Source organism: Sphingomonas chungangi, from assembly GCF_013778325.1.
Classification (GTDB): domain Bacteria; phylum Pseudomonadota; class Alphaproteobacteria; order Sphingomonadales; family Sphingomonadaceae; genus Solisphingomonas; species Solisphingomonas chungangi.
This window is the reverse complement of record NZ_JACEIB010000001.1, coordinates 479,070-499,511: the sequence shown is the minus strand read 5'-3', so window position 1 is coordinate 499,511 and position 20,442 is coordinate 479,070. Positions and strand designations below refer to the sequence as shown.

The 20,442-nt window shown below is 68.2% G+C and carries 23 protein-coding genes; 3 read left to right on the top strand and 20 right to left on the bottom strand.

From position 1 onward, the window contains the following. Positions 1-78: 78 nt before the first annotated feature. The 17 genes from HZF05_RS02510 to HZF05_RS02430 all read right to left on the bottom strand — a co-directional run bounded on the left by HZF05_RS02510 (position 79) and on the right by HZF05_RS02430 (position 13,954). The gene (locus tag HZF05_RS02510) at positions 79-471 is read right to left on the bottom strand and encodes a hypothetical protein (protein WP_160365031.1); all 393 of its coding nucleotides are present in this window, start codon (positions 469-471) and stop codon (positions 79-81) included. A 68-nt stretch (positions 472-539) separates the two neighbouring features. Then, a complete protein-coding gene (locus tag HZF05_RS02505) occupies positions 540-1,676 on the bottom strand; it encodes an EscU/YscU/HrcU family type III secretion system export apparatus switch protein (protein WP_160365030.1) in 1,137 nt (378 codons plus the stop codon). Between the two features lies 1 nt (position 1,677). Continuing rightward, positions 1,678-2,466, bottom strand: a complete 789-nt coding sequence (gene fliR, locus HZF05_RS02500) for a flagellar biosynthetic protein FliR (RefSeq protein ID WP_160365029.1) — start codon at positions 2,464-2,466, stop codon at positions 1,678-1,680. Positions 2,467-2,470: 4 nt separating this feature from the next. Then, on the bottom strand, positions 2,471-2,752 hold the full coding sequence (gene fliQ / locus HZF05_RS02495) for a flagellar biosynthesis protein FliQ (protein WP_160365028.1): 282 nt from the start codon (positions 2,750-2,752) through the stop codon (positions 2,471-2,473). A gap of 6 nt (positions 2,753-2,758) precedes the next feature. Next, positions 2,759-3,556 carry a flagellar type III secretion system pore protein FliP gene (gene fliP / locus HZF05_RS02490; RefSeq protein WP_160365246.1) on the bottom strand — a complete coding sequence of 266 codons (798 nt, stop codon included), beginning with the start codon at positions 3,554-3,556 and terminating at the stop codon, positions 2,759-2,761. Between the two features lie 33 nt (positions 3,557-3,589). Further along, positions 3,590-3,886, bottom strand: a complete 297-nt coding sequence (locus tag HZF05_RS02485) for a FliO/MopB family protein (protein ID WP_160365027.1) — start codon at positions 3,884-3,886, stop codon at positions 3,590-3,592. Continuing rightward, positions 3,883-4,209, bottom strand: coding sequence for a flagellar motor switch protein FliN (gene fliN, locus HZF05_RS02480; RefSeq protein WP_160365026.1), 327 nt, complete (start codon positions 4,207-4,209; stop codon positions 3,883-3,885). Before fliN ends, HZF05_RS02485 begins: the two co-directional genes overlap by 4 nt. After that, positions 4,193-5,164: a FliM/FliN family flagellar motor switch protein gene (locus HZF05_RS02475; RefSeq protein ID WP_160365025.1), complete on the bottom strand. Its 972-nt coding sequence runs from the start codon at positions 5,162-5,164 to the stop codon at positions 4,193-4,195. Before HZF05_RS02475 ends, fliN begins: the two co-directional genes overlap by 17 nt. A gap of 29 nt (positions 5,165-5,193) precedes the next feature. Then, positions 5,194-5,766 (bottom strand): flagellar basal body-associated FliL family protein, encoded by a 573-nt coding sequence (locus HZF05_RS02470; protein WP_160365024.1) that lies wholly within the window; start codon positions 5,764-5,766, stop codon positions 5,194-5,196. 15 nt (positions 5,767-5,781) lie between these two features. Next, positions 5,782-7,095: a flagellar hook-length control protein FliK gene (locus tag HZF05_RS02465; RefSeq protein WP_160365023.1), complete on the bottom strand. Its 1,314-nt coding sequence runs from the start codon at positions 7,093-7,095 to the stop codon at positions 5,782-5,784. Between the two features lie 2 nt (positions 7,096-7,097). Continuing rightward, positions 7,098-7,520: a hypothetical protein gene (locus HZF05_RS02460; RefSeq protein ID WP_160365022.1), complete on the bottom strand. Its 423-nt coding sequence runs from the start codon at positions 7,518-7,520 to the stop codon at positions 7,098-7,100. After that, positions 7,517-8,845 (bottom strand): FliI/YscN family ATPase, encoded by a 1,329-nt coding sequence (locus HZF05_RS02455; RefSeq protein WP_181638773.1) that lies wholly within the window; start codon positions 8,843-8,845, stop codon positions 7,517-7,519. Before HZF05_RS02455 ends, HZF05_RS02460 begins: the two co-directional genes overlap by 4 nt. Further along, positions 8,842-9,507, bottom strand: coding sequence for a FliH/SctL family protein (locus HZF05_RS02450; RefSeq protein ID WP_160365021.1), 666 nt, complete (start codon positions 9,505-9,507; stop codon positions 8,842-8,844). Before HZF05_RS02450 ends, HZF05_RS02455 begins: the two co-directional genes overlap by 4 nt. Then, a complete protein-coding gene (fliG, locus tag HZF05_RS02445; protein ID WP_160365020.1) occupies positions 9,500-10,531 on the bottom strand; it encodes a flagellar motor switch protein FliG in 1,032 nt (343 codons plus the stop codon). Before fliG ends, HZF05_RS02450 begins: the two co-directional genes overlap by 8 nt. Then, entirely contained in the window at positions 10,524-12,308 is a 1,785-nt protein-coding gene (gene fliF, locus HZF05_RS02440; RefSeq protein WP_160365019.1) for a flagellar basal-body MS-ring/collar protein FliF, read from the bottom strand. Before fliF ends, fliG begins: the two co-directional genes overlap by 8 nt. A gap of 1 nt (position 12,309) precedes the next feature. After that, positions 12,310-12,681 carry a flagellar hook-basal body complex protein FliE gene (gene fliE / locus HZF05_RS02435; RefSeq protein WP_160365018.1) on the bottom strand — a complete coding sequence of 124 codons (372 nt, stop codon included), beginning with the start codon at positions 12,679-12,681 and terminating at the stop codon, positions 12,310-12,312. Between the two features lie 10 nt (positions 12,682-12,691). After that, complete coding sequence (locus HZF05_RS02430; RefSeq protein WP_160365017.1) at positions 12,692-13,954, bottom strand: sigma-54 interaction domain-containing protein; 1,263 nt, start codon at positions 13,952-13,954, stop codon at positions 12,692-12,694. A 298-nt stretch (positions 13,955-14,252) separates the two neighbouring features. On the opposite strand from HZF05_RS02430, the gene HZF05_RS02425 reads away from it, so the two are divergent. The 3 genes from HZF05_RS02425 (at position 14,253) to HZF05_RS02415 (ending at position 17,041) form a co-directional block, all read left to right on the top strand. Then, entirely contained in the window at positions 14,253-15,077 is an 825-nt protein-coding gene (locus HZF05_RS02425) for a flagellin N-terminal helical domain-containing protein (RefSeq protein ID WP_160365016.1), read from the top strand. A 210-nt stretch (positions 15,078-15,287) separates the two neighbouring features. Continuing rightward, the gene (locus HZF05_RS02420) at positions 15,288-16,145 is read left to right on the top strand and encodes a flagellin N-terminal helical domain-containing protein (protein ID WP_160365015.1); all 858 of its coding nucleotides are present in this window, start codon (positions 15,288-15,290) and stop codon (positions 16,143-16,145) included. Positions 16,146-16,252: 107 nt separating this feature from the next. Continuing rightward, the gene (locus HZF05_RS02415) at positions 16,253-17,041 is read left to right on the top strand and encodes a hypothetical protein (RefSeq protein WP_160365014.1); all 789 of its coding nucleotides are present in this window, start codon (positions 16,253-16,255) and stop codon (positions 17,039-17,041) included. Here HZF05_RS02415 and HZF05_RS02410 read toward each other — a convergent pair. The 3 genes from HZF05_RS02410 to flhA form a co-directional block, all read right to left on the bottom strand. Next, positions 17,020-17,526, bottom strand: a complete 507-nt coding sequence (locus tag HZF05_RS02410; protein WP_160365013.1) for an Mpo1 family 2-hydroxy fatty acid dioxygenase — start codon at positions 17,524-17,526, stop codon at positions 17,020-17,022. The genes HZF05_RS02415 and HZF05_RS02410 overlap by 22 nt on opposite strands. A gap of 83 nt (positions 17,527-17,609) precedes the next feature. Continuing rightward, complete coding sequence (locus tag HZF05_RS02405) at positions 17,610-18,311, bottom strand: sigma-70 family RNA polymerase sigma factor (protein WP_160365244.1); 702 nt, start codon at positions 18,309-18,311, stop codon at positions 17,610-17,612. Positions 18,312-18,316: 5 nt separating this feature from the next. Further along, positions 18,317-20,440, bottom strand: coding sequence for a flagellar biosynthesis protein FlhA (flhA, locus tag HZF05_RS02400; RefSeq protein ID WP_160365012.1), 2,124 nt, complete (start codon positions 20,438-20,440; stop codon positions 18,317-18,319). Between the last annotated feature and the right edge of the window lie 2 nt (positions 20,441-20,442).

The following is a 20,442-nucleotide window of genomic DNA, read 5'->3' as shown; positions in this document are numbered from 1 at the left end:
TATCATCCTGTCGGGAGGCTGGGTGGGGGAGCGGGCCGGTACCGCGAGAATGCGCTCTTCCACACACTCTCAAAAGATTCAGCCCAAAATCTGCCGGATGGCAGCCGCGTGAAGGTGCGCTTGCGCCGCCAGCGCAGCGCCACCGCCGGCACGGATCAGATCGGCGATGGCGACGGCGGAGACGGGCGCTTCGGGCGCTTCGACCAATGTCTCGTCGGCCTCGCCCTCGAAGCCGTGAAGCTCCTCGATCGTTTCCAGCGCAGCGCGGATGCGGACGCGGCCTTCTTCGAGAATTTCGTCATCGCGCGCCTCGTCGTCGAGCGGCAGCGGCTCGCCATTGGCGGCGCGGAGCGCATCGAGCCAGCGCAGGCGCCGGGTGCGGCCTTCGATCGTGCGACGGGCGTTGGCGCCGGCCGCGACGGCAACCGCCACCGCATCCGCCCTCGCCACCGCCGTCACCGCCTCGATCATGCGCTGCTCCCGGAGACGGAAAGCCTCCAAGCGCTAGAACGGCAGGATTTCGCTAACCTTAAATCGGCTCAGGCTTCGGGCCGGCCATTCTCGTCGAAGCGCGCCTCGCCCGGCACGTCGATATCGGGCTGGGTGCGCCCTTCCGCCATGGCGCGATCGATATTGAACACGAAGGCCAGCACCGTCGCCACCGCGACGTAGAGATCCTCGCGGATCAGCTGGCCGGATCGCGTGGTGAAGTAGATGGCGCGCGCCAGCTGCGGATAGCGCAGCATCGGCACGTCGAACTCCTCGGCCAGCGCGCGGATCGCGTCCGCCGTGGCGCCGCGCCCGCGTGCGACGACGATCGGTGCCGGATCCTGCCCCGGCCGGTAGCGCAAGGCGACGGCGAAATGGGTCGGATTGGTGAGCACCACGCTCGCCTCGGCCACCTGCGCGCGGGCCGAGCGGCGCGCCGTCTCCATCTGGCGGCGGCGGACGGCACCCTTCAATTCGGGCGAGCCCTCGGTCTGCTTGTGCTCTTCCTTCACCTCCTGCTTGGTCATGCGCAGGCGGGCGGTCCGGCGGATGATCTGCACCGGCACATCGACGCCGGCGATCAGCACCAGCCCCATCGCCATCACGATTACCGCATAGACGAAGGTGTGGCCGACATCGGCCATGTTGGAGACGATGTCGTTGCGCCCCATCGTGGTGATCATCGGCAGGCGCGATCGCAGCAGCCACCAGCCGATCGCCCCCATCACCGCGATCTTGGCGAGCGCCTTGACCAGCTCGACCAGCCCCTGCATCCCGAAGATGCGGGTGATGCCGGAGAACGGGTTGATGCGATCCGCCCGGAAGCCGATCGCGCCCCAGCGGAAGCCGAAGCTGCCGAGCATCGCCGGCGCACCGATCGCCGCCGCGATGGTGGCGAGGAACAGCAGCCCGATGGGCAGCGCAAGATGGGTCAGCTGCCCGAAGATCGACGGCGCAGGATCGAAATTCTCGACCTGATCGCGCCCGAAGCTCAGTGATCCGCGCAGCAGTTCGGCCAGCGCCTGCACCAGCAGCGGCCCGCCCAGCGCCAGCCAGCCGGCGCCGACGATCATCACCAGCGCACCGCCCAGTTCCTTGGACTGGAGGACATCGCCCTTCTCCGCGGATTCGCGCAGGCGCTTGGCCGATGGGGCTTCTGTCTTCTCGCCGCTGTCGCCTTCGGCCATCCTAGCCTCCTTTCGCGGAGGCGAGAGAACGCGCGAGGTCCAGCCCGCGTTCGATCGAGGTGGCGATGCCGTCGCCGATCGCAGGCGCCGCGATCGCCAACAGCACCACACCGGCGAGGATCGTGGCCGGCATGCCGACCGAGAACAGGTTCATGGCCGGCGCCGACCGCGCCAGCATCGCCATCACCACCTGCACGAGGATCAGCGCGAAGCCGACCGGCAGCGCGATGGCCATGCCCGCCGCGATCATGTCGCCGCCGAACATCACGACGTCGCGCATCTGCCCCTGCCCCAGCCACGCCTGCCCGGGCGGCAGCGAATGGTAGCTGTCGACGATGATCGTCGCGAGCATCAGGTGCCCGTTCATCGCCAGGAACAGGAAGGTGCCGAGGATCGAGAGGAACTGGCCGAGCGCGGTGGAGGAGGCGCCGGATTGCGGATCGACCATGTTGGCGAAGCCGATGCCCATGGCGTTGCCGATCACCTCGCCCGCCATCATCGCTGAGGCATAACCGAGCTGCACCGCGAAGCCGATCGCGAGCCCCGCGATGATCTCCCCCGCCACCAGCATGAAGCCCATCACGGTGACGAGGCCGGCGGCCGGAAGATCGAACGGCACCTGCTGGATCGCCGGGATGCCGACGGCGAGGCTGATGATCAGCCGCACCTGCACCGGAATATTTTGCGCCCCGAACACCGGCGCCGCGAGGAAGGCCGCGCCCGGCCGAATCATCGCGACGAGGAAGACCCAGAGCTGCGCTTCCAATCCGGCAAGTCCGGTCGGCAGCATCGCGCTATCTCAGTAGGTCTGGGATGCGGTGGAACATGTCCCGCGTGAAATCGGCGAGCAGGGTCAGGATCGCGCCGCCGAACAGAGCGAGGCAGATCGCGACGATGATCAGCTTGGGCACGAAGGCCAAAGTCTGTTCGTTGATCGATGTCGCCGCCTGGATCATGCCGAGCACGAGGCCCGCAACCAGCGCCGGGATCAGGATCGGCGCGCAGGCGAGCGCCAGCACCCACAGCGTCTGCTGCGCGACGCCGATGAAATAGTCGGTGCCGACGAGGGGTTCCATCCGCCGCTACCCGAAACTCTGGGCGAGGCTGCCCATCGTCAGCGCCCAGCCGTCGACCAGCACGAACAGCAGCAGCTTGAAAGGCATCGATATGATCGTCGGTGACAGCATCATCATGCCGAGCGACATCAGGGTGGTCGCCACAACCAGATCGATGATGAGAAACGGCAGGAAGATCAGGAAGCCGATCTGGAACGCCGTCTTGAGCTCCGAGGTCACATAGGCCGGCAGCAGGATGGTGAAGGGGATATCCTCCGCCTTGTCGAACTTGGGCGCGTGCGCGATGTCCGAGAAGAGCTGGAGGTCGGTCTTGCGGACCTGCCGGACCATGAAGACGTGGAGCGCGTCGCCCGATCGCTTGATCCCCTCCTCCAGCGGAATCTGGCCCTGCCCGTAGGGCGTGATCGCGGTCTGGTTCACCTGGTCGATCACCGGGCGCATGATGAAGAGCGTCAGGAACAGCGACAGGCCGACGAGCACCTGGTTGGGCGGCGTCTGCTGGAGGCCGAGCGCCTGGCGCAGGATCGACAGCACTATGATGATGCGGGTGAAGCTCGTCATCATGAGCAGCAGCGACGGCAGCACCGTCAGCAGGCTCATCAGCACGAGGATCTGGAGCGAGAGCGACAGCGGCTTGCCGTCGCCCGACACCTGGCCGAGCGCCTTGTTCAGCGCGGAGGCCTGCACCGCGCCGGGGCCGGGCGGGTTGACCGGGCCGGTGCCGGGCGCGGCGGCCTGCGCGAAGGCCGGGTGCGCCATCAGCAGGGCGATCAGCAATCCAGCGACCAGCAGCAGCGCCGGCATCACCCAGCCGCGCCGGATCGTCACGCCCGCCACCTAGGCATCCCCGTCATCGAGATATTGGGCGAAGCCATCGATCGGCGCCTCGCCCAGCACGTCCATCCGCCCGCGCGAGACGCCGACGAGGATGCGCTTGCCCTCGAATTCCACCACCGCGATGCGCCCGCCCGTCATGCCGACCGGCACGGCGTCGACAATGCGGACGAGGCGATCCTTCTGCCCGAGCGTCGACATGCCCGGCTGCAGCTTCCGCAGCAGCCAGAGCGTCCCTACCGCCATGCCGGCGACCAGCGCCAGCATCACGACGACGTTGAGCAGGTAGGTCCAGGTCATGCCCGACGTTCAAGGCCCGCGAGACGCGCCTCGGTGGCGATCACGTCGACCACGCGGATGCCGAAGCGGCCGTTGACCGTCACCACCTCGCCCTTCGCCACCAGCGTGCCGTTGACGAGGATGTCGAGCAGCTCGTTGGCCTGCCGGTCCAGCTCCACCACCGATCCCTCGTTGAGATCGAGCAGTTCGGACAACTTCAGCGAGGTGGAGCCCACCTCCACCGACAGACGCAGCGGGATATCCGCCAGCAGCCGGAAATTGCGGCCGGCGGCGCTGTTGGGATCGTCGATGCCCGGGAAGGGCGCATCACTCATGTCGCTCAATTCCTTTGCCCCCGGCCCTTTCGGCGGTTCCGATCGTTTCGATCTGGAACGCCGCGCGCCCTTCCTGCTCGCCGATCGTCCCTTCCGCAAGTCGTCTGTTGCCGACGATGAGCGGAACGCGCGGTGAAAGGGTGATCGGGATGACATCGCCGACCTTGAGCGCCATCAGTTCCTGCACCGAAAGCGTCGGCCGCGCGATCACCGAGCGGACTGGCAGCGAGACATTCTCCAGCGCGCGCGCCATGCGATAGCGGAACTCGCTGTCGACCGGCCCGGCCTCGGCATGGATCTTGGCGTGGAGCTGCGCCTCGTGCGCGCGCATCGCGGAAAGCGGGAAGACGAGATCGATCGTCGTCGCCCCCGGCCCGCCGCCGGCGATCGAGAAGCGCTGCACCACCACGGATTCGTCGCCGCGCACCAGGCTCGCATAGCCGCTGTTGGTCTCGCGCGAGGCGAGGCTGGGCTCCAGCGGCACGATCTCGTGCCACGTCTCCACCACCGCGCCGGTGATCGCATCAGTGAGACGGGAGAGCAGGCGTTCCTCGGCCGGCGTGAACTCGCGCTTACGCGATTGCGCGAAGGACGCGCCCGCGCCGGTGCCACCGTAGAAGGCATCGACCAGCCGCGTGACATATTCGGGCGCGATCGCGATCAGCATGCCGCCCTTCATCGGGCGCAGGCGATAGAGGCTGAGCGAGGTGAACTCCGGCAGTGCATCACGCCACGTCTCGAAGCGCGAGGTGAGTGAGGCTTCCGCCTCGACCTTGGGCTTCACCCGGACGAATGGCTCCATCACGTCGCGCAGGCGCCGCGCCAGCCTCTCGCCGATGCGATCGAGCCCCGCCAGCCGCGCGCCGGGGCGCAACGCCTCGCTGCCCAGCGCGAAGGGCTGGACCTCATGGCCCAGACCACTTCTCGCCTGTCCGTTACCGCCGGTTTCCGGCTCCTTCGCCACGCTCGCCCCTCATGCCAACCGCCACCACCTTACTGGATGATGAAGTTGGTGAAATAGACATCATCGATGCCGCCGTAACCCGTCTTTTGCACGAGCACCTTGTTCATCGCGTCCTTGAGCTTCGCCTGGAGCTGGGTCTTGCCCTCCGGGGTACCGAGCGCGAAGGCATCCTGATCGGCCAGCGTCTCCAGCACGGCCGATCGGATCGGCATCTCGTTGTCCTTGAAATTGTCGAGCACCTTGGCGTCGTAGAAGGTCGAAACGCCGAGCGAGATCTGCGCGATACCGTCGGTATCGCGCAGGTTCGACGTGAAGGGCTGGTCCATCGTGTAGTATGACGCCTTGTAGAGGCGCGGATCGGGCTGAAAGCTGCCGACCGCCTTGAACTCCACCGTCGGGTCCTCGCTCTGGCCGGGACGCAGCACCAGCTTGGGCGCGTTCGGATCGACCTTCGGACCCGCATGGGCGCCGCCGAGCCCCATTCCCGCCGCGACCATGCCGCCCGCGACGCCGCCGCCGACCAGCACGAGACCGCCGACCACCATGATGATCAGCTTCATCTTGCCCTTTTTCTTGGGCTTGGGCGCTGCGTCGTCACTCATCGTTCAAATCCCGTGTCATGCGTACATGCCGCCGGCGGGCGCGCTGCTGGAGGCAGGTTCCTCCGTGTCGGCAGACGCGGCCGGCTGGCTTTCGGAAGACTGGTTAATGGCAAATGGTTGAGAACGCGTTTGCGATTGCCGATTGGGGCTGCCCTCGCTGCCCGCTTGCGACGAAAAGCTAGTCTGGCCGCGCGGGTCATGGCGCGGATCGGGCTGGCTGCCGGTGTTCGACTGGCGCGAATCGGTGGAGACATCGACCTGCGCGCTGGCGATGTGGATGCCCTGCGCGCGCGCCTCGGCGATCAGCTGGGGCTTGGCATCGGCAAGCGCGGTGCGCGCGCCCTCGCTGCTGGCGGTGAGGGTGACGGCGGCGCCTTCGAGGCTGCGCGCGATCTCGACCTGCACCGCACCGAGATGTGTCGGCGCGGCCTCGAACCTGAGTGTCGAGGAGGGCGAGCCGGTCGCGGCGATGTCGCGGGAGAGACCGTCAAGCCAGGCGCCCTGCTTCGCCATGTCCAGCGCGCGATCGGCGCCACCGGCGGCAAGCTGCTGACCAGCGCTGGGCTGCGCGATCGCGGTCGGATCGGGCGCGGCGGAGGCCCGCTGGTGATCGGCGGCCGGCGTGACGGTGGTCGCGGTGGAGGAGTCGACCGCCGCAGTCTTGTCGGCGGCGGCTTCGGCCTTGCCCGATTTCTTCGCGGGCGCGGCCGGCTTCGCCTCCGGCTGCTGCGCGCTCGCGGGCACGACGCGCGCGGCGAGCAGCGAGGCAGTGGCGGGCAGCGGTCCGGCGGCAGTGGCCTCGGCCTGCGCGATAGGCGCTTCGGGGAGCGGCGCCGGCCTCGACTCGACGGTCGCGGCCTGCTGGGAGACCGACGCGAGTTGCTTCAGCGCATCCATCACCGGCGTGAGCTGCGCGGCGTCCACCGGCGTCTCTCGGGTGTCGACGGCGGTCGGATCGGTGTCGTCGGATTGCGCTACGGTCTTCGCGGTCGAGGCTGCAACAGTCCGAGGGGACGTCCCCTTATCGTCACTCTTCTTCCCGTCCGACGCCTTTCCATCCCGCACATTCGCAGCCGTCGCGGCAGGCTGGGCCGCTGGACCTGCAGTCGAGGCCGTGGCCTTGTCGTCCCGCGAATCGTCGCGATCCTCCTTGCGATCCTTGTCCTTGAGATCGGAGCGCTGGGTCTTCGCCGCGACCGGCTTGGCCGCCTTCTGCGCGACATCGGACATCGCCGAGACGAACGCCTTCCCCTTGTCAGACGTAGCGGCCTTGGGCGTCGCCGTATCGGTCGCCGGCGCGGGCGTGGCGGCGAAGGAAATGCCGGACATCATCATGCCTCCCCCACGAATCGCGGGGTCTTCATGCGTGCGTTGGCGCCGGCGCGTTTCTCGGCGAGCGCATCCTCGTCATGCTGGGCGCGATCGACGAGGCGCTCGGCGCTCTCCTGGCGGATGCGCGCGGCAATCCGCTCAGCCGCCTTGCTGTCCACCACCGAGCGCGCGCTGGCGATGGCATCGGCGAGGCCGAAACGCGCCAGATCGAGCCGGTGCGCGAGTTCGCCCCGCGCCGCCAAAGTCTCGGCGGAGGTGGAGCCCACGCCGCTGGTGAGCTGCAAGCGCAGGTCCAGCACCCGCGCGGCGCTCTGCTCCAGCGAGCCCAGCTGCATCTCGGCGGCGGCGGCGGCGGCGGCGGCCTGCATATGCTCGACACGGCGGACCCGCGCGATGCGCTCGCGGCGCTTGACGACGCTCATGCCCCGAACCTCTCGATCAGCTCAGCCGAGGCGAGCGGCAGTTCGAAGCGCTCCTTGGGCTTCTGCTTGAGGAAGCTCAGGATTTCCTGGCGGCGGGCGATCGCCTCGTCGATCGTGGGATCGGAGCCGGCCTTGTAGGCGCCCATCAGGATGAGGTCGCGATTCTCCTCGTAGACCGACCACAGCCGCCGGAAGGACGAGGCCGCCGCGCCATGCTCGTCGTCGACGATGTCGGCCATCACGCGGCTGAGCGAGCGGCCTACGTCGATCGCCGGGAACACGCCCTGCTCGGAGAGCGAGCGCGACAGGATGATGTGCCCGTCGACGATCGCGCGCGCGGTGTCGACGATCGGATCGTCGCCGTCGTCGCCGTCGGCCAGCACGGTGTAGAGCGCGGTGATCGAGCCTCCGCTGTGCGCGTCGGCGCCGGCGCGCTCGATCAGGCGGGGGATCATGCCGAGCGCGGAGGGCGGATAGCCCTTCATCGTCGGCGGCTCGCCGAGCGACAGGCCGAGTTCGCGCTGGGCGTGGGCGCAGCGGGTCAGCGAATCGATCAGCAGCAGCACGCGCTTGCCCTGCGCGCGGAAATATTCGGCGATGGCGGTGGCCCGCATCGCGGCGCGGATGCGCAGTACCGGCGGGTGATCGGCCGGGACCGCCACCACCACCGACTTCTCGCGCACGCCCGGCACCAGCTTGGTGGCGAGGAAGTCCGCGACCTCACGCGAGCGTTCGCCGATCAGGCCGACGACGATCACGTCGGCGTCGGCGCCCTGGATCATCTGGCCCATCAGCACCGACTTGCCGACGCCCGAACCCGCGCAGATCGCGATGCGCTGGCCGACGCCGGCGGTGAGCAGCGCGTTGATCGCGCGCACGCCCATGTCGAAACATTCGGTGACGCGCGCACGGTCGAGCGGGTTGGCGGGCTTGCCGGCGAGCGGCCAGGTGGCCGATGCGCCGACCGGGCCAAGCCCGTCGAGCGGATGGCCGGTGGCATCGACGATGCGGCCGAGCAGTTCGTAGCCGACCTCGGCGACACCGCCCTTGGCGTCGGGCTCGACGCGGCCGCCGTTGGAATGGGGGGCCTCGCCGTCGAGTGCCATCATCAGCGAGCGCTCGCCCTTGAAGCCGACGATCTCGGCGCGGGTGGCATGGCCGTCCGCGTCGATCACGCGCACCGAGGCGCCGACCGGGAGCGACAGGCCGGTCGCCTCCAGCATCTGCCCGTCATAGGCGACCAGCTTGCCGATGCGGCGCGGACCGGCATCGGGGATGTTGAGGCTGTTGAGCAGGTCCGCGGCGCGGTCTTCGAGCAGACTCATCGTGCGGCGGCGATCCGGTCGAGGGCGCTACGCAGGCGCTCGAGACGCAGGCCGGGGCCATCCTCGATCGCGCCGCCGGCGGTTTCGAGGCGCAGCTCGCCGGGCTGGAGCATCGCATCGGCCTCGGCATGGACGGGCAGCTCGGCGCCGTCGAGGCGGGCGAGATCGTCCGGGTTGAGCTTGAGCACGGCCGGCTTGGTCTCGTCGCCGATCAGGGCGGCGGCGGCCTGGGCGCGATCCATCAGCGTCTCGCGGCAGACGTCCACCTCGCCGACGACCTGATGCAGCAGCCGCTCGACAGTGGCGGCGATCATCACGCCGAGGCCCAAAGTCGGCTCGGCCTTGAGCGATTCGAGGTTGGAGGCGAGCACGCGCAACGCGACGCGCTCGTCATTGGCCTCGCGGCGGCCCGCCTCGATGCCGGCGGCGAAGCCCTGCGCCATCGCCTCGGCGCGGATCGCCTCGATGTCGATCGCGGGTTCCGGCTCGAACAACTCCTCGGGAACCTCGACGTCATTCTCGGCCGGGGTCTCGAACGCCTCGCGCAGCGCCGCACCCCACGCCACGAACGGTGCCGGACCCGACGCATTGGGCTTGGTCCAGACCGAGCAGCGCTCGGCATTGTCGAACGCCGACGGCATCTTCGCGAACGCCTTAGACATAATCCTCGCCCTTGCCCCCCAGGCTGATCGTGCCGGCCTGCGCGAGATTGCGCGCGATCGCCAGCACCTGCTTCTGCGCTTCCTGCACCTCGGCGAGGCGCATCGGCCCGCGCTCGGCCATCTCGTCCTGGATGGACTGGGCGGCGCGGCTCGACATGCAGCCGAACATCTTGTTGCGCAGGTTCGGGTCGCAACCCTTGAGCGCGACGATGAGGATATCGTTCTCGACACCGCGCAGCAGCGCGCCAAGATCCTTCTCGGTGAGCGCGTTCAGGTTGTCGAACACGAACATCTCGTCCTCGATCACGCGGGCCAGCGACTTGTCGAGCTTGGCGAGCTGGCGGATGACGCGTTGCTCGGTGGCGGTGCGGGTCGAATTGATGATCTGCGCCGCCTCGTTGGCGCCGCCGCGCTTGGGCGCCGAGCCCGACGAACCGGCCTTGTTGACCTGACGGAGCAGCAGGCGCTCGAGATCGTCCAGCGCCTCGGAGGAAACGGTGCCCATCGTCGCGACACGGTAGATCACGTCGGCCTGCACATCCTCGTCGAGCAGCTGGAGCACGTCGGCGGCCACGCCCGGCTCCAGATGGGCGAGGACGATCGCGGCGATCTGCGGATGCTCGCTCTCGATCAGCAGCGCGATCGTCTTGGCGTCCATCCACTTCAGCGAATCGAGCGAGGAGGAGCGCGTCGGCGGCGTGATGCGGGCGAGCATGTTCTCGGCTCGCTCGGCGCCCAGCGCGCGCTCCATCATGGTGCGGATCTGGCCGTCGGCGGCGAAGCCGATCGTGGTGCGCTCGCGGGCGCGGCCCACGAACGTGTCGAGTACTCCGTCCACCTCATCCTCGGAGACGTCGGCGACTTCGAACATCGCGGTGCCGAGCTGCTGCACCTCGTCCGGATCGAGCCGGCTCAGCACCTGCGCGGCCTCGTCCTCGGCGAGCAGCATGAGGAGGATGGCGGCCGCGCTGGAACCGGCGGGGCCGGCGTTCACGGCGGGGTTGGCGGGGGCGATCTCAGGCATTGGCGGGTTCGGCCTTGGGCATGTCGGCACGGATCAGGTCGCGGACGACGAGGGCGGCGCGGTCGGGATCCTGGCGAACGAAGCTGCGGATCAGCTCGGCGCGAGCGGCGTAGCCGGGGGCGGCCTCGATCATGTCGAGCGTGATCGGGGTGTTGCCGGAAACGGCGGCCTCGGCCTGCTGGTGGCTGATCTGCGCGGCAATCTCCTTGCCGACGGCAGCCCGCTCCTTGGACTTGTTGGCGATCTTCTGGTCGGCGACCACGGCGCGGCGCTTGAGCAGCGGGCGGCCGATGCCGAAGACGATGATCGCGGCGACGGCGAGCGCGGTCAGATTGCGGGCCATCGTCATCACCCAGCTCGCCTCGTACCATTTGGGCTGAGCGGCGGCGGCCATGTCGGCGGAGGTGAAGGTCTGCTGCGCGACCGAGACGATATCGCCACGGCCCTGATCGAAACCGACTGCGCCCTTCACCAGATCCTGGATCTGCTGCTGCTGCTGCTTGGTCAGCGGCTTGCCGCCGTCCGGTTGACGGATCGCGACGGCCACGGTCAGCCGGCGCACGGTGCCGACCTGGTTCTTGGTGACCGAGACCTGATGGCCGAGCTGATAGCTGCGGTTGTAGCTCTCGTTGGTCTTGCTCTGCGCGGCGGCGGACGCCTGGCCGGGCTGGGTGCCCGGAGCTTGCGGGCCGCCCGGTGTCTGGCCGCTGGCCGGCGTCGGCTGGCCGTTCGGGGTCGCTGCCGGCTTGGTCGGCGCGGGCGCGGTGTTTGAGATAGCGCCGGGGATGCCCTGCGCGTTATCCGGGTTGCCCTGCGGATCGTTGGTCCAGCTGCCCTGCTCGGTGGCGACCATTGCGCCGTCCTTGGGGTAGGTCTCGGTGGTGGACGCGGTATCGGTGAAGTCGAGGTCGGCATGGACCTCGGCCGTGAAGTTGCCGTCGCCGACGATCGGCGTCAGCAGCGCGGCGAGCGACTGGCGATAGCGATCCTCGACCTTCTGCTGGATCTGCACCTGGCGGTCGGTCGCGTCCTGATTGTCGCTGTTCTGCGCGGACAGGAGGCGGCCGGCCTGATCAACCACCGAGACGTCGTCCGGCGTCAGGCCGGCGACCGAGGAGGCGACGAGGTGGACGATCGCCTGCACCTGGCTGGCCGAGAGCGACTGGCCGTTGCGCAGCGTCAGCATCACCGAGGCCTGCGCCTTGTCGTCGTCGCGCAGGAAGACGCTCGGCGTGCCGTTGGCGATGTGGACCTTGGCGGCGGCGACGGCATCGATCGCCTCGATCGTGCGGGCGAGATCGAGCTCCTGCGCCTGCTGGAGGCGCGCACCCTCGACGGCGCGGCTGGCGCCCATCGGCAGATTGGAGATCAGCGTGTCGCCGTCGGGCGCCGACTTGGGCAGGCCCTGCTGGGCGAGCAGCATCTTCGCCTTGTAGTAGCTCTCCTCCGGCACGGTCAGGGCGCCGGTCGCGCTGTCGAGATTGTACTTGATGCCGGCGGTGTCGAGCGCCTGCACCACGGAGGCCTTGTCGGCATCGCCGAGGCCGTTGAACAGATCGCGCTGCGCGCCGGTGTGGAGCGTGGCCCAGGCGAGCGCGGCGGCGATCAGCACGCCGAGCAGGCCGAGCATCGGCATCGCCTTGGCGACCGCCGGCTGCCTGGCAAGGCCCGAGAGCTTGCCGAACGCATCGGAGTTGGCGAGGCCCGCCAGCGCCCCCGGCAGGCTGGTGCCGGTGGACGGGACGAGGGCGTTGGGGGTGGCTGCGATCTCGCTCATATTACACCGACATGCTCATGATGTCCTTGTAGGCGGACAGGAGTTTGTTGCGGACTTGCAGGGTGGCCTGGAAGCCGACGGAAGCCTTTTCGCGGGCCAGCATCACAGACGCGATGTCGGTGGTCTCGCCGCGCTCGTAGGCGACGGAGAGATCCTCGGCCTTCGACTGCGCGCCGTTGACCTGATCGAGGACGCCCTTCAGCGTCGCGCCGAAATCGGTGCCCGTCGTCGCCTGCGTGCCGGTGGTCGGTGCCGTGGCAGCGATATCGGTGATCGACTGCGGGCCGGAGGCCGCCGCCTTCTGCAGCGCCTGGTTCTGCTGGAGGATCTGGTTCCTCAGCGCCATCAGGCTGGAAGCGTTGATCGTGGTCATCGTCTATCCCTCAGGCGGCCTTGAGCCCGCGCATCTCGGCGAGCCGGTAGCGCAGGGTCCGTTCGGAAATGCCGAGCTTGGCGGCGGCGAGCAGGCGCCTGCCACCGGTCTCTTCCAGCGCGACGCGGATCGCTTCGATCTCGGACGCGCGGGCGACCTCGGCGAGGTTGCCGGCGACCGGAACGATCGACGGGACGATGGAAAGCTGGGGAGCAGCCTGCGCCATCACCTCGATGGCGAGATCGTCGGCCTCGATGCGGTCCCCCATGCGCAGCAGCAGCGCGCGCTGGATGACGTTGTCGAGCTCGCGGACGTTGCCGGGCCACTCGTGCGCCATCAGCCGGTCGAGCGCGTTGGCGGTCGGCCAGGCGACGCTCTCGCCCTCGCGGGTGTGGCGGAGGATCAGCGCCGCGGTAATCGCGCGGATGTCGAGGCGGCGGGCTTTCAGCGGCTTCAGCGCCAGCGGCATGACGTTGAGGCGCCAGTAGAGATCGGCGCGGAAGCGGCCTTCCTGCACCTCGATCGCCAGCTCGCGGTTGGCCGCCGCGATGATGCGGACGTCGACTTTCACCGGCTGGGTGGCGCCGACGGGGAGCACCTCACGCTCCTGCACGGCGCGCAGCAGCTTCGCCTGCAGCGCGAGCGGCATCTCGGCGATCTCGTCGAGGAAAAGAGTACCGCCGTCGGCGGCGCGAAACAGGCCTTCGGAGGCGCCGGCGGCACCGGTGAAGGCGCCCTTGGCGTGGCCGAACAGGATCGCTTCCAGCATCGTGTCGGGCAGCGCGGCGCAGTTGACGGCCACGAAGGGCTTGTCGATGCGCGGGCTGGACGCGTGAATGAAGCGGGCGATGCCCTCCTTGCCGGTGCCGGTCTCGCCGAGGACGAGCACGGTGGCGTCGGAGCCGGCGACCTTCTCGGCGAGCTTCAGGTAAATCGCGCTCTCCGGCTCGCCCACCGCCGGCCGCGCCTCGGGGCGGACCAGCTCGGCGAGCAGCGCCAGGCCGAACGCCATGTCCTCGAAGCCGAAGCGGATGCGCGCCGGCATGCCCTTCGACGAAAGGATAAGGGCCGGAGCGACATTTTCGCCGGTCTCGATCAGGATATCGCGGACGGTGGCGCGCGAAATCTCGTCGGCCGCCAGAATCCTTACCTCGTCGCGGGCCGGCTGGGCCGCCACGTCGACCGGGCGCACGGCGATGCCGACACCCGCCAACCAGGCGGAAATTGCCGGGTTTTGCTGGGCTGCACGGGCACTGATCCCAATCACGTTCATACTGGCTCCCCGCCGGTATCCACCGACCAGGGCAATTTCGCCGATCGTGGCAAACAAATGGTTAACGCGCGCAGGCACGCTCGTACGTGAGGCACGCGCGCGCCCGGCGGAATCCCGCCCGTACGACCCGCGAAGGCGCGCGTGGGGCGGTTTGGCGAGCGGGCATGGTTAACGCGACGTTGGTAAAAAACATCGGCGGCGCTCGCTAAATCTCGCCTGTCCCACGTCGTTACCCGGTTCGTAGCCGAGACGGTCATGCAGACCACCCCGGCTCATTGAGCGGGAAAAGGAATTCGACATGACCGTTATCGCATCCAACAGCGCCGCGCTGCGTGCCCAGAACGGCTCGCGCATGGCGAACAACGAGCTCCAGACGGCGATGGCCCGCCTGTCCTCGGGCAAGCGCATCAACTCGGCTTCGGACGACGCCGCGGGTCTCGCGATCAGCAACTCCATGCAGTCGCAGATCACCGGCATGAACCAGGCGATCAGCAACTCCAACGACGGCATCTCGCTGGCGCAGACCGCCGACGGCGCGCTGGACGAGGTGACCAACAACCTGCAGCGCATCCGCGAGCTGGCCGTGCAGTCGGCTTCGGGCACCTACAGCGACGACGACCGCACCAACATGCAGGCGGAAGTCACCCAGCTGCAGAACCAGATCACCAACATCATCGGTGACACCAAGTTCAACGGCACCGCGCTGTTCAGCAAGACCGCCGACGTGACCACCACGATCCAGACCGGTTCCGACAAGGGCCAGACCGTCGACATCGTGGTCGGCAAGCTGGACAAGGTCACCACCGCGCTGTCGCTGAAGGTCGACACGGCGGCCGACGCCAACCTGACGCTGGCGACGACCGGCGGCATCGACGATGCACTGAAGCAGGTCGACACGATCCGCGCCGGCCTCGGCGCTTCGGAGAGCCAGCTGAACTCGGTGGTCAACAACCTGACCAACAACGTCACCAACCTGACCGATGCCAAGTCGCGCATCTCCGATGCCGACTTCTCCGCCGAGACGACCAACCTCGCCAAGGCGCAGATCCTCAACCAGGCCGCCACCGCGATGCTCGCCCAGGCGAACCAGTCGCAGCAGGGCGTCCTCAAGCTTCTCCAGTAAGGACCTCGGTTCCTACTTGAGGCGATGGCCTCCGGCGCATTTGCTTCCCCGCGCCGGAGGCCATTTCTCTTTTTGGCGCAAGCACCTGGTTCGGAGAGAAAAATTCCGGCCAAAAACCTAAAGGTTTCGGGCTTTGCGCCGTTAATCATCATGTAGCCGAGGCGGTCATCGAAGGCCCTTCCGGCTCCAGAGCGGGAAAAGGAATTCGACATGACCGTTATCGCATCCAACAGCGCCGCGCTGCGTGCCCAGAACGGCTCGCGCATGGCGAACAACGAGCTCCAGACGGCGATGGCCCGCCTGTCCTCGGGCAAGCGCATCAACTCGGCCTCGGACGACGCCGCGGGTCTCGCGATCAGCAACTCCATGCAGTCGCAGATCACCGGCATGAACCAGGCGATCTCCAACGCCAATGACGGCATCAGCCTGGCCCAGACCGCCGACGGCGCGCTGGACGAGGTGACCAACATGGTCCAGCGCATCCGCGAGCTGGCCGTGCAGTCCGCCTCGGGCACTTACTCGGCCGACGACCGCACCAACATGCAGGCGGAAGTCACCCAGCTGAAGTCGCAGATCAGCTCGACGCTGACCGACACAAAGTTCAACGGCACCGCGCTGTTCGACACGACCAACGGCGGCGCCGGCACGAAGTTCACGATCCAGACCGGATCGAACAACGGCGAGACCGTCGACGTCAAGATCGGCAACCTCGACACCAGCAAGGCGACCGCCGTGCTGGCGGCCAACGCCACGGCGACCGCCGGCCAGATGGACGTGACCTCGGTGGCGAACGCCAACACCACGATCGACAGCGCCGATGCCTTCCTGAAGACGGTCAACACCGTCCGCGCCGGCCTCGGCGCTTCGGAGAGCCAGCTGAACTCTGTGGTCAACAACCTGACCAACAACGTCACCAACCTGACGGACGCCAAGTCCCGCATCGCCGATGCCGATTTCTCGGCCGAGACCACCAACCTCGCCAAGGCGCAGATCCTCAACCAGGCCGCCACCGCGATGCTCGCCCAGGCGAACCAGTCGCAGCAGGGCGTGCTCAAGCTCCTCCAGTAAGGACCTCACGGTTCTGACTTGAGGCTTTGGCCTCCGGCGCAACAGCTCCCCCGCGCCGGAGGCCATTTCTTCTTTCGACGCGCACGCTCCGACAGACAGGCAAGCCCATGAGCGACGGCAACCCCTCCCTCCCCGACTTCCCCGGCGACGAAGCCGACGAGGAACTGGTGTTCGACGATTTCGAGATGGTGGCTGCCGCCGAGGCCGCCCCGATCGAAGCGCCCGCGCCCGTTCTGGAGGTCGCGGAGCCGCAGCCCGAGCCGCGGCGTGTACCGCGCCGCGGCCGCAAGGCTGCGGGGGAGACACCGTCGACCGAGCACGTCGCCGAGATCGAAGCGCCTGCGCCATCCGAATCTGCCGAAGCCCCGGAACCGGCGGCCGAGGCGGAGGAGCCGGCCGGCGGGACATCCGCGCCTTTCCCGCCGCGGGAAACGGTGCCGGCCGGCTCCAACCCCCACAGGCTGCTGCTGGCGATCGTCTGCCTGGCGTTGTTCACCAGCCTGATCTCGCTGGGCGGCCTGATCGCGGTCAGCCGCACGCTGGCCCGTGCCGGGGTAGCGCGCGAGGAGGCCGTGGCAGAGCGCGATGCGCTGCGCCGGGTGCCGCAGCTCGTCCAGCATCTCGACGATGCGTCCGCCCGGCTGGATGCCGCGGCGAGCCGGCTTGCCGTCGCCTCACCCAACGGTGCACCGGCGTCGGTCGCCGACGTGCAGCACCAGCTCGACATGCTGCGCCTGGCGCTCGACCAGCGTCAGCCGGCCGGCGTGTCATCGCTCAACGACATGACGCGCAGCGGATTTTCGGAGATCGGCACGCGGCTCGATCGCATCCAGGCGAAGCTCGGCGTGCTGCCGAGCCACCCGCCGAAGCAGGATCAGGACGACGACGGCAACTGAGTGCGGGCGATCGCGTCGCGAACCTCGAGGCGCGCGCCCAGCACGAAGCCGATTTCCGCCACGACGAATAGCGGGCCTACGATCAGGCCACGAATGTCGTCGAGGAAAGCGGGCTTCCGGCCTTCATAATGATGGCCGAGGAACTGGATCGCCCAGCCGACCACGAACGCGCCGACACCCACCGTCAGCCATGTCGCGGTCGAGATGCCGGCGACGACCAGCCCGGCCCAGGCGCCAAGCGCAAGCAGCGCCGTCATCGCCAGCCCGAAGCGCAGGTCCAGCCGCAGGTAGAAGATCGCCGACAGAACGGAGAGCAGCATCGTCGGTGTCACCACCATGTGATCGCCGATCGCGACGATCGGCCGCGAGGCCAGCACATCCACCGCGAACACGATCAGCGGGATGCCGACCATGTGGGTCAGAACGTTGCGGTGATCGCGGTGATATTCGGCATAGTTGAAGAGATGCCGTTCGAGCGACGTCATATCCTTCCTCCGGCAGCGGATCGCCACCGATGGAATGATACGCCCGCTCGGGCCGGCCGACAAATGTCGGCCATGCCGCAACGTCAGCGGAAGTCGGCGAGCCGCCCGCGCAGCTTGTCGAGCGCGGACTTCTTGATCTGGCAGACGCGCGCGGCGCCGATATCCAGCACCTGCCCGATCTCCTCGAGGTTCAATTCCTCGACGAAATAGAGCTGGAGGACCATCGCCTCGCGCTCGGGCAGCTGGGCGATATGCTCGGCCAGCGCCTCGCCGAGCCGGCCGCGATCGAGCTGCTCGTCGGCGCCCTCCTCGACATCGGCGAACCACATCGACTGGTCCGAATAGACCTCGTCCAGTGATTCGTGGCGCACGCTCTCGGCGGCGTCGGCCATCTCGCGGAAGCTGGTGGCGTCGAGGCCCATCGCCTGCGCCATCTCGGCTTCAGAAGCCGCGCGGCCCAGCTTGCCTTCGATCTCGGCGCGGACCTTGGCGATCTCCTTGCGCTTGGCCATGCCGGAACGGCACTGGCTGGCGTGGCGGCGCAGGTGATCGATCATCGCGCCGCGCACGCGCATCCCCGCATAAGTGGAGAAAGCGTGGCCGCGATCCTCGTAGCCGTTCGCCGCCTCGACCAAAGCGACCATGCCGATCTGTACGAGGTCCTCGATGTCGATCGCGTTCGAGACGCGGCCATGGACGTGCCAGGCGATCTTGCGGACCAGCGGCATGTGCGCGCTGACCAGCGACGCCTGAGTCTGGCGCTGCGGTTTGCGGGCGTAGGTCATCATGTTCATCGCGCCATCTCCGGCTCACGATGGGTCACCTGCGGGGCCTGTCCGCCGACCACGGCGACCACCTCGACGGGCTTGCCGTCGGGGATTTCGAGGAAGGACAGCACCGGCGCGTCCGACAGATGCGGCTTGAGCAGGCGGGCGAGCGCACGGCGCGCGATCGGCGAGGTGACGATCGCGAAGCGACGCGCCTCGCCGACCATCGGCGCCACCGCCTCGGTGACCGCCTGGACGATGCGGCCGGCCAGCGCGGGCTCGATCGGATGCGCCGAGTTCGGGCCCGAGCGGACCGCCTGGGTGAGCAGGCTCTCCAGCCCGGCGTCGAGCGTCACGACCGGGAGCGGCATGCGCACCGGCACCATGGTCTGGACGATCAGCGCGCCGATGCGGCGGCGGACCTGCTCGACCAGCTGGACGGGATCGCTCTCGTCGCGCGCCGCGTCGGCCATGGCCTCGGCGATGCGGCGGAAGTCCTTGAGCGGCACGCCTTCCAGGAGCAGCGAGCGGCAGAGGTTGGCGATCTGCGAGAGACTGAGCGGCGCGGGCGTGATGCCCGCGACCAGCTGCGGCGCCTTCTCCTTGAGCTCGTCGAGCAGCTTCTGCGCCTCGTCCATGCCGAACAGATCGGCGGCGTGCGTCATGATCAGGTGGTTGAGGTGGGTCGCCAGCACGGTCGACGGATCGACCACGGTATAGCCCGCGATCACGGCCTCGCCGCGCTTGTCCGGGCTGATCCACACCGCGTCGAGCCCGAAGGTCGGGTCCTTGGCGGGGCGACCCTGCACGGTGGCGGCGAGATCGCCCGAATCGAGTGCGAGCAGATCGTTGGGGTGGCACTCGTCCTCACCCACCACGACACCGCCGACGGTGATGCGATAGGCGTTGGGGGCGAGGTTCATGTCGTCGCGGACGCGCACCAGCGGAATCACGAAGCCGAGCTCCTTGGAGAGCTGGCGGCGGATGCCGGTGATCCGCGCCATAAGCGGCGCGCCCTTGCGCTCGTCGACGAGGCTGACGAGGCCGTAACCGACCTCGAGGCCGAGCGGCGCGTCGTTGGAGACCTCGTTCCAGCCGATCGAGGCAGGGTTGGCGGGCGTGGCGGCGGGCGCCTTGGCGGCGACTTCCGCCTCGGCCTTCTTCAGCTGATCGGCGTTGCGCAGCTTCCAGGCGGCAAAACCGGCGAGCGCGGCGGCGGGCAGGAAGATGACGTGCGGCATGCCCGGCAGCACGCCGAGGATGGTGAGGATGCCGGCCACCGGCGTCCACGCCTTGGCCGAACCGAACTGCTGGGTGATCTGCCCGCCGAGATCGAGCGGCGAGTTGACGCGGGTGACGATCGAGGCCGCCGCGATCGACAGCAGCAGCGCCGGGATCTGCGCGACCAGCGCGTCGCCGATGGCGAGCTGGACGTAATTCTTGGCGGCATCGCCGATCGCCATCTTGTGGCTGACGACGCCCAGGATCAGGCCGCCGAGGATGTTGACGACGAGCACCAGCACACCGGCGACGGCATCACCCTTCACGAACTTCGACGAACCGTCCATAGAACCGTAGAAATCGGCCTCGGTGGCGACTTCCTGGCGGCGCAGCTTGGCCTGGTCCGGGGTCAGCAGGCCAGCGTTGAGATCGGCGTCGATCGCCATCTGCTTGCCGGGCATCGCATCGAGGGTGAAACGCGCCGAGACTTCCGACACGCGGCCTGCGCCCTTGGTGATCACCACCAGGTTGATGATCATGATAATCGCGAAGACGAAGATGCCGACGGCGTAGTTGCCGCCGATCAGGAAGCTGCCGAACGCCTCGATGACGTGGCCGGCGGCCGCATCGCCCTCATGCCCGTGCACCAGCACCACGCGGGTGGAGGCGACGTTGAGCGCGAGGCGCAGCAGGGTCGCGAACAGCAAAACGGTCGGGAAGGCGGAGAAATCGAGCGGCTTGGCGGCGTTCAGCGCCACCATCAGCACCGCGAGGCTGATGACGATGTTGGTGATGAAGCCGATATCCAGCATGAAGGCTGGCATCGGCACGACCATCAGCGCGACGAGCGTCAAAGCGGCGATCGGCAGGATCGCACCCTTCGTGGCATCCATCCAAACGCGCTTGTTCAAAGCAACGGTCGCCATCT

What these genes read in the sequence shown, in the direction of transcription:
- HZF05_RS02425 (WP_160365016.1), top strand. Translation starts at nt 14,253, where the DNA reads ATGACCGTTATCGCATCCAACAGCGCCGCGCTGCGTGCCCAGAACGGC.
- fliF (WP_160365019.1), bottom strand. Translation starts at nt 12,308, where the DNA reads ATGAGCGAGATCGCAGCCACCCCCAACGCCCTCGTCCCGTCCACCGGC.
- flhA (WP_160365012.1), bottom strand. Translation starts at nt 20,440, where the DNA reads ATGGCGACCGTTGCTTTGAACAAGCGCGTTTGGATGGATGCCACGAAG.
- HZF05_RS02470 (WP_160365024.1), bottom strand. Translation starts at nt 5,766, where the DNA reads ATGAGTGACGACGCAGCGCCCAAGCCCAAGAAAAAGGGCAAGATGAAG.
- fliR (WP_160365029.1), bottom strand. Translation starts at nt 2,466, where the DNA reads ATGCTGCCGACCGGACTTGCCGGATTGGAAGCGCAGCTCTGGGTCTTC.
- HZF05_RS02485 (WP_160365027.1), bottom strand. Translation starts at nt 3,886, where the DNA reads ATGACCTGGACCTACCTGCTCAACGTCGTCGTGATGCTGGCGCTGGTC.
- fliP (WP_160365246.1), bottom strand. Translation starts at nt 3,556, where the DNA reads ATGCCGGCGCTGCTGCTGGTCGCTGGATTGCTGATCGCCCTGCTGATG.
- HZF05_RS02450 (WP_160365021.1), bottom strand. Translation starts at nt 9,507, where the DNA reads ATGTCTAAGGCGTTCGCGAAGATGCCGTCGGCGTTCGACAATGCCGAG.
- fliG (WP_160365020.1), bottom strand. Translation starts at nt 10,531, where the DNA reads ATGCCTGAGATCGCCCCCGCCAACCCCGCCGTGAACGCCGGCCCCGCC.
- HZF05_RS02465 (WP_160365023.1), bottom strand. Translation starts at nt 7,095, where the DNA reads ATGTCCGGCATTTCCTTCGCCGCCACGCCCGCGCCGGCGACCGATACG.
- HZF05_RS02510 (WP_160365031.1), bottom strand. Translation starts at nt 471, where the DNA reads ATGATCGAGGCGGTGACGGCGGTGGCGAGGGCGGATGCGGTGGCGGTT.
- HZF05_RS02455 (WP_181638773.1), bottom strand. Translation starts at nt 8,845, where the DNA reads ATGAGTCTGCTCGAAGACCGCGCCGCGGACCTGCTCAACAGCCTCAAC.
- HZF05_RS02420 (WP_160365015.1), top strand. Translation starts at nt 15,288, where the DNA reads ATGACCGTTATCGCATCCAACAGCGCCGCGCTGCGTGCCCAGAACGGC.
- HZF05_RS02410 (WP_160365013.1), bottom strand. Translation starts at nt 17,526, where the DNA reads ATGACGTCGCTCGAACGGCATCTCTTCAACTATGCCGAATATCACCGC.
- HZF05_RS02460 (WP_160365022.1), bottom strand. Translation starts at nt 7,520, where the DNA reads ATGAGCGTCGTCAAGCGCCGCGAGCGCATCGCGCGGGTCCGCCGTGTC.
- HZF05_RS02415 (WP_160365014.1), top strand. Translation starts at nt 16,253, where the DNA reads ATGAGCGACGGCAACCCCTCCCTCCCCGACTTCCCCGGCGACGAAGCC.
- fliQ (WP_160365028.1), bottom strand. Translation starts at nt 2,752, where the DNA reads ATGGAACCCCTCGTCGGCACCGACTATTTCATCGGCGTCGCGCAGCAG.
- HZF05_RS02505 (WP_160365030.1), bottom strand. Translation starts at nt 1,676, where the DNA reads ATGGCCGAAGGCGACAGCGGCGAGAAGACAGAAGCCCCATCGGCCAAG.
- HZF05_RS02430 (WP_160365017.1), bottom strand. Translation starts at nt 13,954, where the DNA reads ATGAACGTGATTGGGATCAGTGCCCGTGCAGCCCAGCAAAACCCGGCA.
- fliE (WP_160365018.1), bottom strand. Translation starts at nt 12,681, where the DNA reads ATGACCACGATCAACGCTTCCAGCCTGATGGCGCTGAGGAACCAGATC.
- HZF05_RS02405 (WP_160365244.1), bottom strand. Translation starts at nt 18,311, where the DNA reads ATGACCTACGCCCGCAAACCGCAGCGCCAGACTCAGGCGTCGCTGGTC.